This window comes from Wenyingzhuangia fucanilytica (assembly GCF_001697185.1).
In the GTDB taxonomy this organism is placed as follows: Bacteria; Bacteroidota; Bacteroidia; order Flavobacteriales; family Flavobacteriaceae; genus Wenyingzhuangia; species Wenyingzhuangia fucanilytica.
On sequence record NZ_CP014224.1, the window covers coordinates 1,683,440 to 1,698,374 of the forward strand.

Below are 14,935 nucleotides of genomic sequence, written 5' to 3' on the forward strand. Positions count from 1 at the left end.
AAGAAACTATATTGTAGTAATACAGTATTTACCTCAACATGCCCCTTCAGTCGATTTTATTATATGCTAATAAGACACGTTGGTTTTGGTATTATTTGTATGAGTAATGGTTATATTATCTTTCTTTACTTTTACTTTTTTAACAACCATCAGCTCATCATCAGTAAACTGTTCTCCCGATTTTTTCCATAAAAAGGCAGTTACAAACACTTTATTTTTATCAGATGGTAAATAGGTTTTAGAAACATTAGTTACCATACTTTCTTTTGATTCAGGATGGATATCCGTTGATTTTATAGAATTAATGCTATCCCAACCTAAAACAGGAACTGTTGCCAACTGATATACCCCATTATCAATAATATGTATTTCTTTTTTGTTTCTTTTTTTGACATATGTTTTAATTCCTCCATGAATATCTGGCAAAGCATAATTTCCTAAGCTAAACGCTACTTTTTTATCTGATTGAATTTTATCAACTCTTAAAATACCATTATCCAGAGGTATGTCTGCTAATTGTAATGTTACTCCATCAATATATTCTGAGTTTAATTTTCTATAATAGACACCGTTTTTAAATTTATTAAAACGGTATAAGTGACCTGATTCATATGGTGTTTCTTTTATATTTGTTTTAAAAACATAACTCATAGAAGCAACACCTTTTGCATTATCTGCTTGCCATGGAAATGCAGAATTGTACGAAAGTTTATTATAATTTTCACTTGAACGAAATTCTTGCTTTAAATCTTTTCTAGGAACATAACACCAAGCTCTAATTTCTGAAGCTCCTATGTTTTTATAATTTGTTACCATAATTTTGGAACCTTCATAAAAACGATTGGTGGTAGTAGTATTCTTCAACTCGTTTTCCCAAACACCATTATTTTCTACTTCATTCCAAAATTTACTATCTTCAGGAGAAAGTAAACTTAAAAAAGATTTTGCCATCCAAAACACACTTCCTCTACAACTATATGGTTGTGTTGCAGGATCAAACAAACCATAAAAACCAAGAGTTGGAATTCTATCTTTCATAAATTTTGGATGTTGTAAAAATTGTAATAAAACACCTGAAGCCGTTCTTCTGTATCCGCCCCAATTAGCGTTTTCTATATCCGCCTCGTAAAACCCTAATAAAGGAAATGGACTTACTGAGGCAAACCTATAACTAATACTCCTTCCCCAGGCTATCATTTTACCATCTTCGCTAAACATATATGGATAGTTTTCTGCCATAGGCAAAAAGTTTTCTTTAAACTTATCTGCTATTTCTGGATAATACTTCTTCCCAAAAACTTGTGACCATACAGGCCCATACATTTGAAATGCCCACATACTGTAATAATCATAAGCTGGGTTGTCATTATACCAACCATCTCCACGGTAATGTTCTAAAGACTTATTCAAATAGTCAACTAACAAGGTTTCATTTACTTGATATCCTTGATCTTTAAAGAAACTTAATATAAAAATATTAAAGAATTTCCAGTTAGATGGCACGGTGGGTCCATCTGCATAACTTATCATTTTTTTTGCTAAAATATCTTTTTGTTCTTGGCTTAAAGGATCCCACAACACTTCGGGAATAACAAACATAGACATAGATAAAGCTCCAAATTCAACCAACGTTTGTCCTGGCCACTTTCCTTCTTTGTCTTTTATAAATGATGGGTGATTTGAATCTATTAAATTGATCATATTTTGACGATAGTACTCAGCTATTTTTATACCGTTAATATTCAAGTCTGGATTTTCTTTTAATAACGGTGATGCTACAAATAATGTTCTGCACAACCCCTCTAACTGTTCAACAGGTACTTGTGATTCCCATCGTGGATATGCTACGTTTCCTATTTTTGGAAATTTTAACGGATCGTTATTTGAATGTATATAACTAAAAGCTCCTTCTAACATATACAAAGCAGCATCCTTCCAATGCTTACGAGTCATTCCTGTTTTTGGACTTTTTATATAATCCGGTTCTGATATTTGAAAAATAGGTTGTCCGCCTACCATTTTATAGACTTGAGAACCTGCTGCCAAAAATGCTCCAGCTCCATAAACTTCTGTTTCATTTTTAAAAGACTTATCTGGTCCTGCTCCAATAGGCTGTACATAACCTAACATACCATCCTTATTAATATGGCTTATTAAGCAATTCCATGCTTTTTCTATGTGTGGACGATAAGTTGCATCATCCAACAAACCATTATTAACTCCCCATGCCAAACCAAAAGTAAAAAATGCGGTTCCGCTAGTTTCTGGTGTTTTATAAACATCTTGATTTAATAAACTCATTGCCCAATGACCTTCTTGAGTTTGTATAGCTATAAGCTTTTTAGCCATTTTTAAATAAATACTCTTAAAATATTCATATTCTTTAGACCCAGGTTCATATTCATCCATCAAAAGTGTTAATCCTCCAAACACCCAACCATTACCACGTGACCAGAATATTTTTTTACCATGGTCTCTTTTGCTCATAAAACTATTATCTCTATAAAATAAATGTTCTTCTTTATCAAAAAGATGTTCTTTGGTAGCATCATATTCTTTCAGCATCCAATCAGAATATTTTTTATCGCCAGTTATATTTGATAATTTTGCCCAAATTGGAGGAGCCATAAACAAGGCATCACACCAAGTCCAACGTTCCATATGTTTGTAATTGTCTAAAGTAATAGGTTGTGTACTTGGATTAGCCATAATATAATCAAACCTATCTTTTGTAGATTTTATCATTGTGGTGTCTCCATATTTTCTAAAAAGCTCTAAATACATTTGTCCTATCGTATGGTCGTCTGCCATATACTTTCTCCAATGTAATTCCCATTTTTGTTGTTCTCCTATATTTTTTAACCAATTCCAATATTGGTCATCTTTAGCCATCTTAGCATATTCTACCATTCCTACATACAAAGCTCCATTAGTCCAATCCGCTATGTGGTGAGGTTTTTTTCTGCCACTGTAAGTATCTCTAAAATGCTCAATTTGCCAGTTAGCAACTCGTTGCATTTTATCTCGAACAGAAGTAGGATCTATAGACTGTGCCTCTATAGAAAAGCCCCCTAATCCTAAAGTGATCAGCAGAAAATAAAATTTAAAAATTCTCATAAGTTTTAGTTTATAAATAGTTTATAAACTTAATCAGCAGATATTAAACCTTCTATTAAAATGAAAATTAACTAAGGAACATATGGTTTAAATAGGAGCTCATATGTTTAAAAGCACTGTGTTTCCTAAGTTTATAATTATGCTTTTGTTTTTTAGAGACTATTATGGGTAAACAAAATAAAAAAAGGGATTCTCTGTGAAGAAAATCCCTTTTATAAAAAACTTATTAATCAATTTTGGTTTGTTATTATTTTTTTACAAACCTTTGAATACTTCCGTTATTTGTTTTTAAAATATAAATCCCCGACATAAGAGACGATATATCAAGATTGGTGTTACTATTAAAAGCTAAGACCTCCTTACCTAAAACATCATAAATAGCTATGGATTCAATATTATTATTTCCCGATATAGAAATGGTGTTATTTGCAGGATTTGGATAAACTAAAACCTCACTTAACTCATTGTTTTTAGTTCCTAAAGTAGTAGCAGTTGTTTGTGTTAAATCATCTATATAATAAACACCCTCATTTTTATCAAAATAAAAATCTAAACGTGATACATAACCATCAGCTTCTGTTGAATAATCAAATATTGCTTCGAACCATGTGTTTAGAGTGACTCCATTAAATGTTTGGGTAACAGGAGTAAGAACACCTCCAATACGTGGACTTAATGTCATTGAAAAATCAGTTTTATTGGTAGATAAAATTTTAATTTTTAAATATTTCCCATTGGTTGCATCCATGATAAAACCACCTGTTCCAAATTCTATAACTGGATATGCCCAACTCTTAGCTTCTGCTTCTTCTAAATCTTTGATACAATTATCACTTGTATTGATTCCTGACTTCTCAGGATTTACTTCCCAAGAACCTATCATTTTTGGAGTTGCAGCAGGGCCATTATTTCCTATAAGATAATCATTAGTCGTTGGGGTTGATTCAAAATTTTGTACATACTGTGCCTGTGTCATCATAGTTGTAGCCATTACAGCTGATAAAATAATTTTTTTCATTATAATTTAGTTTTAGTTAATAGCACAAATATATTTTTAGTCACAATGGTCAGACACTCCAAACGTCCAGTTTTCAAGAACATATGATTTTTGCTCCACTTAAAACAACCAATTCACACCATCTATGTAAAAAAAAATGAGCTCGAAAAATATCGAGCTCATTTCTATTATATAATCATAATGTACTTTACTAAAAAAGCAACGATCACTATGGCCTATTATCTACTTCAATAATACGTAAATCATCTATGTATATGGTTCCTTGTCCATTATGTCTAAAATAGATATTGTAATCATCAAAAGTTGTAGGAGAAGCGAATTTTGCTCCTGGTCTTATAGTTACCCAAGTATCAGATGGGGCATTTTTAATATCATTATGCCAAAACTGTGTTACAGTAGTATTTCCTTCTTTATTTATCCATGGTGCTATAAAATTTATAGAAGCTCCAGAAACCTTATAAACTTTATATTCATATTGTACACTTACTCCTGCTTTTAATTCAAAAGTATCTATATAATTTATAAATGCCGACCAGTTTCCAGAAGCACTTGCATCTATTTTTAAACTTTTAACACCACTCACAGCTTGTTCAGTTGATATACCAATAGTAGTCGTAGGTAAATTAACTCCATCTCCTTCTGTTTTAGCTATAAAATTATCACCTCCATTTTCAAAATCAAATTTAATAGCTTCATGTTGAAACATAGAAACAGAAATACTTGTAAAAGCATTTGGCACCCTTGTATCTGTTGAAACCATACTACCATTACCATCATAGCTAACAGTAATATTATCATCTCTATATATTTGATCTACCATTTTGATATCTAAAATAGTAGCATCATCTGGGTTGATAGATACAGTGGCTATGTCAGAAGGAGTTCCATTTACAGTTACAGTAAAATGTGCTTCCTGATTTGTAAAAGGTGTAAATTCACCATTAAAAGGCACTTGAATTGTCTGATCTTCACGTTCCATTACTTCATCTGGAATTACAACAAAAGGCTTACTTGATGGAATTACTTTAAAAGGTGCTGGTATTTTATAAAATTTAAAATTACCTGGAATATTTTGACCTCTTCTGCTAATACTAAATGTACCGTTAAAAACGCCTAGTTTTTTTAAAGTTAGTACTGCATCTTGTTGATTACTTTTTTCACTACCAACAGTCCATTCCCAAGTATCAGCTCTACCAACAGTAGACTCATCAAAAAACGATAAAAAGTCACCTGCTTCTACATAAATAGTATCATTAGGATTTGTATGATCAAGAACAACTCCGTTTTGTTCAATTTTTATTTGTGGTATAATATCAGCATATACATCTACTACAAATGTAGTATCTATCACCCATTTGTCTTCGACTTCTTTAGCATCAATAAAAACTTTTTCATCTCCTTTGATACCTCTAAATGTTACTTTTTCATTAAATGTATTATAAAGCCTTACCGACTGTAGACCTGCTTTTCTAAACCAAACGCTAATTGTTTTTTCGGTAGTTGATCCTTTTCCTATAATTTTATCTTTAAAAATAGAATCATTTCTTTGAATTGGCATTTTTAAATAATAGTTACCATCGCCAATAGTCCATTCATGACTAACAACCCCCTGAGACAAATCAGAAAAAGTTATATAGTCATCTATAGAAACTGCTAAATTACCCTCTGTATCACTAAAGTACCACCCTACATCTGAAAATGAATTCAGTGGTTCATACTCATCTTCTTTTTGGCAACTTATGATAAAAGTTGCTGCAGTAAAAAATAATATTATATATTTTTTCATAATCTATATGTTTTATCTTAAAATTTCTTGTTAAGTTTTAATGACAAATAAAAATTAGGGAGTGTCATAAAGTCTTGGATTAGCTGTTATTTCACTACTTGGTATAGGCCAATAAGAATGATTGTTTTCATTATAATTATTTGCAGCCTCTGCATGTTCATTATCCCATTTAGTAAAAGGAGTTCCGTTTGTTCCATCATACTCCATAATTAAGGCATCGAACTTAGTTCCACTCTCTCCAAATTCTTTTCCTGTTTCGGGGATTTTTTCATACTTATAATTCTCTGAAACATATCTTTTTATAGATATTTCTTCAAAACGCTGTTTAATAATTCCCCAACGTCTTAAATCTAAAAAACGAATAGCATTTCCTTCGGCAGAAAGCTCTAAAGGTCTTTCAACATACATTAAATGCTCCATTAATTCACTAGCAGTATACACTTTGTTATCATGATCATTTAAAGGGTATTCACTTGAACTAGTAGTTCCTAATAATTGAACGGCAGAACGTCTTCTTACCCTATTTATGTACTTTAAAGCTTCTGTAACTCCACTTCCATCTGTTCCTCCTTTTATTAAACACTCAGCATACATTAAATATATATCTGCCAAACGAATCACACGAATATTAACTCCTGAACGAGGTGTGGTTGATGAAATATTTCTTTCACTATCAGTGATATCCCAATTGGTATATTTTCTCCAATATGAATGCTCTCCATTGTTATATTGAGCTCCTTGAGCAGAACTTAATTGATATAAAGGAGTGTCTAAATCATCAGGTAATGCTATGGATGCCGAAGTTCTTAAAGAAAATGACCTAGGAACATTTTCATCCATAACAACATCTCCATTTACATCTAATACAGGTAATCCATTTGCATCTAAACGTGGTCTTGTAACCACATTTCTAGAATCACTCATGTCTAATGGTTCATTTCTATACAATAGATTTAACCAAGTTGCAGGATATAAACTTCTATATCCTCCTGGAGTTCCTGCAGGTGCAAATGTAAAATTAAGTGGACTAGATGTTTGTGCTTCTTCAAAAGCATTTAATTCAGAATTATATTTTAAAGAATATGCTATTTCTAAAATAGACTCTTCATTAAACTCATCTTTAGTTGTAAAATTACTTCCAATTTCTGGTGTTAAGCTATAATTATAATCTTCGATAACTGATTTAAAATAAGTGGCAGCTCTTTCGTAATCACCATCATACAAATAACTTTTTCCTAATAAAGCCGCTACGGCTCCTTTTGTAATTCTACCTAGTTCATTATCTTCATACTCTTCTTTTGTAGGTAAATTATCTAAAGCAAATTCAAAATCCTCTAAATAAAATTCCTGTACTTTATCTTCAGAACTTAAAGGTTGGTAAAATTCAGATTCATTTTCTGGAACAAAATCTATAATAACTACAGAACCATTATTAAAACCACTGTGTAGGTAAAAATAAAACAGTCCTCTTAAAGCTCTTGCCTGTGCTAATATTTTTAATGCGTACTCTTCTGATTCTGCATTTTGGAAAGTTCCCATTAAATTATGAGTAGCCTCAATTACTTGGTTTGCTCTAAAAATTCCTTCATACAATGCTGACCACTTTGAATTTGGTGCATCAGCAGAATTGTTAAATGTTTGTAAATAATAGTCATTTGTTGTACTAGGTCTTCCAAAACCAGGGTAGGTCATATCACTCCTATTATACTCGTCACTTGTTCTTAAAACACTTCCGTTTTTAAGAGCATTGTATACTGATGTTAATCCATTATCTAAATCCCCTATTGTTTTCCAAAAACTATCAGTAGATATATTGTTTGGATTTTTTTCTTCTAAAAAACTATCACTACATGCAAAACATGTCATCATTAAGATAGTTAGAAGTACTGTTTTTTTAAATATTATATTTATCATAATTCTTAATATTTCTTATTAGTCTTTAGTTTATCTATTTTCATTGTATATAGTATTTAAAATGCTAATTGAATACCTAATCTGAAACTTGAACTAATAGGATAATTACCCCTATCTAAACCTCTTGTTGCCAAACTATTGTTACCCACTTCTGGATCAAAACCAGTATACTTGGTAATTGTTAATGGGTTTTGGGCTGATATATACAATCTAATTTTAGAAATACCATTTCTAGTAAGCACCGACTTAGGCAAAGAATATCCAAGAGCAATATTTCTTAATCTGGCAAACGAAGCATCTTCTAACCAAAAATCTGTATACCCTCTGTAATTTGCATGGGCTGCTCCTCTATTTGTAGGATAGTTAGATGTTGGGTTTTGTGGAGACCATTGATACAATAAATCTTGATGTGTTCCTGTTTTATAAGAAAATGCTCTACTACCATTCATTACCTCTGCCCCAAAAGAAGCATACCACTGCATAGAAAAATCAAAGTTTTTGTATTGAGCTCCAAAATTAAGTCCCATTTCAAACTCTGGCGTACCACTTCCTGCGTACTTTCTATCTTCAACTCCTAAAGTACCATTCCCCACATCAGCAATCCCATCACCATTTGAATCTACAGTTGGTTGATCTACATATCTTAAATCTCCTAAGTTTCCAGTACCTCCAACTAATAAATTATACTCATCTAACTCTTCTTGAGTTTTAATAATACCATCAGTTTCATATAAAAAGAATGCACCGGCTTCATAACCTTCTGCTATTACTGTTACTAAATCTTCATTATTAATACCTTGAACTACCTCACTGTTATTTAAATATTGGATTTTGTTAGAACCACTCATTTTAGTAACCTCATTAATGTTTTTTGTATAGGTTAAACCAGCATTCCATGAAAATGTCCCAGCGTGTTTATAATTCAATGTCCACTCCATTCCTTTGTTGACCATATTCCCAACATTTAAAACGACAGTTCCATCTGTACCTGTACCAACTGATGGAGGTAATAACACCCCTAATAACAAATCTTCTTTTGAAGTTTTATAGAAATCAGCAGAAAGATTTAATTTATTTCTAAAAAAGCCTAAGTCAAAACCTAAATTATCTGAGATAGAAGTTTCCCATTTAATATTTTTATTTGCAAACTCTTTTTGAATGGCTCCTTGAATTAATCGATCATCTCCTTCGGCACCAAAAATGTAATCTTTTCTAAGATTTATTACTGCCGAATTACTGTAGTCTAAAAAGTTATCACTCCCTACTGTTCCATGACTCGCTCTTAATTTTAATGATGATACTGTTTGCTTTATTGGTTTCCAGAAATCTTCATCAGACACATTCCATCCTATAGAATATGATGGAAAAATATTATAACGATATTTATCAGAAAATTTTGAAGAACCATCTCGTCTTGCACTAGCACTAAACAAATATTTTCCTTTATAATTGTATTGTAACCTTGCTAATATCCCCAAAGTGTTTCTGTTAACATTTTGATTCCATCCAGTTCCAGACCCTACAAGAGGATCATTTAAAGCTCCATTTAAAACAGTAACATCATTATTAACTAAATCCTTTTTTTCGGCAAAAAACCAAGAGTTCTCATATTGTTCAGCAGAATAAGCAGCTGTTACTTGAACATTATGAGCTCCAAAACTCCTTTTATAGTTAATAATATTCTCTAGTGTTGATCTTTGAGATCTACCACTTTCATTTCTAACACCTGATCTCTGTCTTTGAGTAATCTCTTCACCATCTTGATTAAAAGTTCTAAACAAAGGGTTGATAACAATTCTATCATTGTTATTATATGATAAACCTGCTCTTAAAGTGTACGTTAAATACTTATTAATTTCATAATTCGCAGTTATATTGGCATTAAACTTATCAGTTTTATTGTTATCAGATTGCTTAAACTTTCTTAAGTTATTTGATAAAAATTCTGCATCATTATCAGTAGAAGGACCTGGGTATTGTACGGTCTCTACCGTAGGGTCTATCATTTGTGAATATGGACTATATCTATATGCATCTAACAAGAATTGCCATGGTGCAGATTGTTTTTGTTCAACACCAAACCCTATACCTGTACTTACATTCCATTTTCCCTTTTTATATTGTGTATTTGCACGTACGTTAAAACGACTATATCCCGAATTAATGATAGTTCCTTCTTGATCAAAAAGAGTAGCATTTACACTATAAGTTAAACCTTCTTTTCCACCAGATATACCAATACTATGGTTTTGAATAGAAGCTAAATCATTTTCTATAATATCTGTTAAGTTTGTGTTATTTGTTAATTGATGCGGACCTTGAACAATTGGAGTCCATGTATTTCCGAATGTTGTTCCTGTTAAGGCTGCAGATCTTAAATGTCTTACATATAAAAAATCTTCTGTTTCCAATAAAGGCACTCCAGACGTAATATTTTGAAGACCAAAATATGAATCAACATTCATCTTCATTACTCCTTCCTTTCCTTTTTTAGTCGTTATCAAAATAACCCCACCTGCTCCACGAGTACCATAAATAGCTGCAGACGCAGCATCTTTTAACACATCAATAGTTTCAATTTCATTCATACTTAATTTAGGATCACCATTAAACGGAATTCCATCAACTACATAAAGAGGTGTAGTATTTCCTAAAATTGAACTAATTCCACGTATAACAATATTTGATTCCCCTCCTGGAGAACCATCAGAAGCAGTAACATTAACCCCTGCTATCTGTCCTTGCATAGCAGTTCCCAAATCTGCTGTTGCAGACAAAACAAGTGCCTCATTTTTAATACTTCCAACAGCCCCAGTTAATTCTTTCTTTTTTTGAGTACCATAACCAACAACTACAACTTCATCTAATGAAGTAACATCTTCTTCTAAAACCACATTCAATGATTTACTAGCTACTTTAATACGCTTAGTAGTAAAACCTAATGATGTAAACTCTAAAACACGCCCTATTTCTGTTAAAATCTCATAGTTTCCATCAAAATCAGTAACAACTCCTTTGGTAGAACCTTTTTCAACTACATTAACCAAAGGCAGAGGCTGTCCATTATTAGAAACAATACCTTTTACAGTAATTGTCTGTGCTCTTGTAAAACCAAAAATCATAGCAAAAAGCAATGTCATTAAAAATGTTTTGGACTTACATTTAGCAAGTGAATTTAATTTCATAATTTATTTTGTTTAAAAATTAGTGACTACAAAGATGTTTTTAATTACTTCTAAGTAAAATAACATATGATTTAAATAGCAACACATATGTGTTAATCTTCAATAAACTCTCATTTTTATTAAAGATTTATCAATAACTAGTTCATTAATCACATAAAAAACAATTTCCTATGCTTTGTACAGCAATAATTTTTATGAGTATTTATACATAAATCTCATCTTGAATTTTACACCAAAACACCTAGAAAACAACAGTAATAAAAAATGCAGATAACATCTTTAAAACACAAAGTAGCTATAATGAGATCAATATAAACTTTATTAAATACCTTCTTTAATAGTATCTCTAGTTAAGCATCATAAAATCATATATTACTTTTAACTTCTTTTGATGTATTAAGAATTACTTTTAAAAGATACTTGCTGTTTTTATAAAAAATTATCGAAACAAACGCCTTATTTTACAAGCTTTTAAAGGCTGAATAAATCATGATTTGTTTAAAAAAAACCATATGTGGTAAAGCATCTTATAAAAAAATATCAATTTTATACTTTTAACAAACCATTCTTATGATTCAACGTTTTCCATTTAAAAAGACTTTAATAATGGGGATGCTGTTTTATACTGTTTTATCTTGTAAAAGCAATAAAGCAGAAATAGCAACTCCTAAGCAACCTAATATTATCTATATAATGTCTGATGATCATACCACTCAGGCTTTTGGTGTTTACGGCAGTCGTTTGGCTAGCTTAAACCCTACTCCAACCTTAGATAAAATAGCCAATGAAGGAATTATTTTTGATAATTGTTTTGTAACCAATTCTATTTGTACACCAAGTAGAGCTACCATTATTACTGGACAATACAGTCAAACAAATGGGGTTATAGATTTAGAAGGAGAAGTAGCAACAAAAAATCAATACTTACCCGAAGAAATAAAAAAATTAGGATACCAAACAGCACTGGTAGGAAAATGGCATTTAACACATAAACCCAATTTTGATTATTACAATATATTTACCCAGCACCATCAGCAAGGGTCTTATTTTGATCCCTATTTAACCGAAAGTGGTATGCATTACGAGCCTTTTAACGAATCTCCTGGTTACGAAGGAAAACAATATAAAGGTCACAGTTCGGATATCATTACAGACATCTCTTTAGACTGGTTAAAAAACAAACGAGATAAAAGCAAACCATTCTTTTTAATGCATCAATTTAAAGCACCACATGATGATTTTGAATATGCTCCGCGTTATAAAGATTATCTAGAAAATATTGAAATTCCAGAACCTGAAAGTTTATATAACAATGCAGGAAATGGTTCTATTGCAACTCGTGGAGTTAATGATTCATTAACACATATCATTGGGTCTTCTGTGTCTAAAAGAAATACCATTAGAAATATGGGAATGCGTATTTGGAGTGATGAATACACTAAAAGAAACAACCCAAACTTTGATACCCATCAAGCAGATGGTTTAAGTGATCAAGAATACACACATAAAACGTATCAAGAATACTTAAAACGTTACTTGCGTTGTGTTAAAGGTGTAGATGATAATGTAGCTCGTATTATAGATTATCTAAAAAAAGAAGGGCTTTACGAAAACACCATTATTGTTTATACAGGAGACCAAGGATTTATGCTTGGAGAGCATGATTATATTGATAAAAGATGGATGTATGACGAGTCTATGCGTATGCCTTTTTTTGTAAGATACCCCAACAAAATTAAAGCAGGAACTAGAACAGATGCTATTATAAACAATGTTGACTTTGCTCCTACTCTTATTGAATTAGCTGGAGGGACAGCTCCTAAAAAAATGCAAGGACATAGTTTTAAATCTATTTTAGAAACAGGCAAAGAGCCTAAAGAATGGCAACAATCCACTTACTACAGGTACTGGATGCACATGGCACATGCACATGCCAATCCTGCTCATTTTGGAATTAGAACCAAACAATATAAATTAATCTTTTTTTATGGGAAATATTGGGTAGACACCAAAGATCCAAATGCAAAATGGAATAAAAAAAGTTGGGGAAATCGTTTTACTATGGACACTCCTGCTGCTTGGGAATTTTATGATTTAAGCAAAGATCCAAAAGAAATGAACAATGCTTATAAAGACCCTAAATACAAAAATATTATTGCCGATTTAAAAGAACAGCTTATTGCTAAACGCAATGAATTAAACGAGGAAGATGGAGATAAATATCCTCACATACAAAAAGTTATTGATGCACATTGGAATGACTAATTAATAAAACGAGAAATTTTATATCCTCACTATTGTGAAATTTAACCCTCATAAATATTAATATATTAACGAATAAAAATATGTCTATAAAAAAAATTAACATCTTTATTTATTTAATAATTACTAGTGTACAAATAGCGATCGCTCAAGACAATCCCAATGTTATAGTTGTTTTAGCAGATGACATTGGTGTTGGTGATATTTCTTATTACAGAAAACTAAATTCTGATAATATCATTGTTGAAACACCAACAATAGACAAACTTGCTAAAAAAGGAGTTTTATTTAAAAATGCTTATTCTCCAGCAGCTTTGTGTGCTCCTTCTCGATATTCAATTATGACTGGAAACCACAGTTATAGGAGTTATGCTCCAAGAGGAGTGTGGGGTAGTTATCAGCAATCACCAATAGAAAAAAAACAACTTACATTAGGAACTTTAATGCAACAAGCTGGTTATAAAACTTCTTTTTTTGGTAAATGGGGATTTGGAATGGACTTCGCTAGAAAAGACAATCCAAACCAAACCTATAGAGGTCCAAGAAACAAACCTGAACTAGATGTAGATATTACAAAAGTAATAGATAGAGGTCCTCAACAAAATGGATTTGATTACAGCTATATGTATCCTGCAGGTATTCAAGATGCTCCATATGCTGTTTATGAAAATGGCCTAATGACCCCTTTAAATAAAGATTCAAAGATTGTTCAAATTACTCAAAAAAACATGGACAAAATTGGGTTTAAGTTAGATAAAATGGAAGGTTTAGGAGATAGCTATTGGAACCCATTTAATGCAAGTAATCTATTAATTAACAAAGCTGTTAACTTTATTGATAAAAACAGTAAATCTAAAAAGCCTTTCTTTATGTATTATTGTACACAAGCTGTGCATAAACCACATACTCCTTCAAAAGAAATAAACGGAACAAAAATAGCTGGTACTACCCCTTCTAAACATTTGGATATGGTTAAAGAACTAGATATTCAAATAGAAATGTTAATAAAAGCGCTTAAGAAAAAAGGCGTCTATCATAACACACTGATTATTTTTACTTCAGATAATGGAGGATTATTAATACCTGAGACTATAAAATCTGGGCATAAATCTAATGATATTTTTAGAGGAGGTAAAAATCAAGCTTACGAAGGTGGTAATAGAGTTCCATTTATTATACATTGGCCAGATAAAATAAAAAAGCCTTTAATAGCTAATCAACCTATTTTAGGATTAGATATTTTAGGAACACTTGCAGGTTTAACAAATCAGCATGTAGAGAATAATCAAGCTATGGACTCCTCTAATTTGTTACCAATCCTTATTGAAGGAAAAGACATTCAACCACATCCTTACTTAATGACTCAATCAGGTACAGGAAAAGAAGTTATGATTACAGAAAATGGATGGAAATTGATTATAAAAATTAAGAATGAAGACACCTTTATCACAAATCAGAAATTAATAGCACTTTTCAATTTAAACGAAAACCCTTCTGAAATTGAAAAACAAAACTTAATAAATAATCCGGTTTATAAAGAAAAAGTGACTTATTTATTGAACAGGTACAACCAAACAAGAACTAGTAAAATACCTACAGGAATTAAATAACAAACTGAAACAACTATATTTTCATCATTCCATTTTATGAGTT

7 protein-coding genes are annotated in these 14,935 nt (G+C 31.4%); 2 read left to right on the forward strand and 5 right to left on the reverse strand.

All coding sequences use genetic code 11. The features are described 5' to 3' along the window. Positions 1 to 66: 66 nt before the first annotated feature. The 5 genes from AXE80_RS14265 to AXE80_RS06925 form a co-directional block, all read right to left on the reverse strand. A complete protein-coding gene (locus AXE80_RS14265; RefSeq protein ID WP_083194605.1) occupies positions 67 to 3,117 on the reverse strand; it encodes a glycoside hydrolase family 88 protein in 3,051 nt (1,016 codons plus the stop codon). A 247-nt stretch (positions 3,118 to 3,364) separates the two neighbouring features. Further along, complete coding sequence (locus AXE80_RS06910; RefSeq protein WP_068825721.1) at positions 3,365 to 4,135, reverse strand: T9SS type A sorting domain-containing protein; 771 nt, start codon at positions 4,133 to 4,135, stop codon at positions 3,365 to 3,367. Between the two features lie 208 nt (positions 4,136 to 4,343). Next, a complete protein-coding gene (locus tag AXE80_RS06915; protein ID WP_068825723.1) occupies positions 4,344 to 5,921 on the reverse strand; it encodes a hypothetical protein in 1,578 nt (525 codons plus the stop codon). Between the two features lie 54 nt (positions 5,922 to 5,975). Continuing rightward, entirely contained in the window at positions 5,976 to 7,787 is a 1,812-nt protein-coding gene (locus tag AXE80_RS06920) for a RagB/SusD family nutrient uptake outer membrane protein (protein ID WP_237340642.1), read from the reverse strand. Between the two features lie 104 nt (positions 7,788 to 7,891). Continuing rightward, positions 7,892 to 11,020 carry a SusC/RagA family TonB-linked outer membrane protein gene (locus tag AXE80_RS06925; protein WP_068825727.1) on the reverse strand — a complete coding sequence of 1,043 codons (3,129 nt, stop codon included), beginning with the start codon at positions 11,018 to 11,020 and terminating at the stop codon, positions 7,892 to 7,894. Positions 11,021 to 11,632: 612 nt separating this feature from the next. On the opposite strand from AXE80_RS06925, the gene AXE80_RS06930 reads away from it, so the two are divergent. Then, on the forward strand, positions 11,633 to 13,285 hold the full coding sequence (locus AXE80_RS06930; protein WP_237340645.1) for a sulfatase family protein: 1,653 nt from the start codon (positions 11,633 to 11,635) through the stop codon (positions 13,283 to 13,285). Positions 13,286 to 13,365: 80 nt separating this feature from the next. Then, complete coding sequence (locus tag AXE80_RS06935) at positions 13,366 to 14,892, forward strand: sulfatase family protein (protein ID WP_083194606.1); 1,527 nt, start codon at positions 13,366 to 13,368, stop codon at positions 14,890 to 14,892. Positions 14,893 to 14,935: the final 43 nt, after the last annotated feature.

Coding starts and splice junctions, on each gene's coding strand:
- AXE80_RS14265 (WP_083194605.1), bottom strand. CDS start 3,117: ATGAGAATTTTTAAATTTTATTTTCTGCTGATCACTTTAGGATTAGGG.
- AXE80_RS06910 (WP_068825721.1), bottom strand. CDS start 4,135: ATGAAAAAAATTATTTTATCAGCTGTAATGGCTACAACTATGATGACA.
- AXE80_RS06915 (WP_068825723.1), bottom strand. CDS start 5,921: ATGAAAAAATATATAATATTATTTTTTACTGCAGCAACTTTTATCATA.
- AXE80_RS06920 (WP_237340642.1), bottom strand. CDS start 7,787: ATGACATGTTTTGCATGTAGTGATAGTTTTTTAGAAGAAAAAAATCCA.
- AXE80_RS06925 (WP_068825727.1), bottom strand. CDS start 11,020: ATGAAATTAAATTCACTTGCTAAATGTAAGTCCAAAACATTTTTAATG.
- AXE80_RS06930 (WP_237340645.1), top strand. CDS start 11,633: ATGCTGTTTTATACTGTTTTATCTTGTAAAAGCAATAAAGCAGAAATA.
- AXE80_RS06935 (WP_083194606.1), top strand. CDS start 13,366: ATGTCTATAAAAAAAATTAACATCTTTATTTATTTAATAATTACTAGT.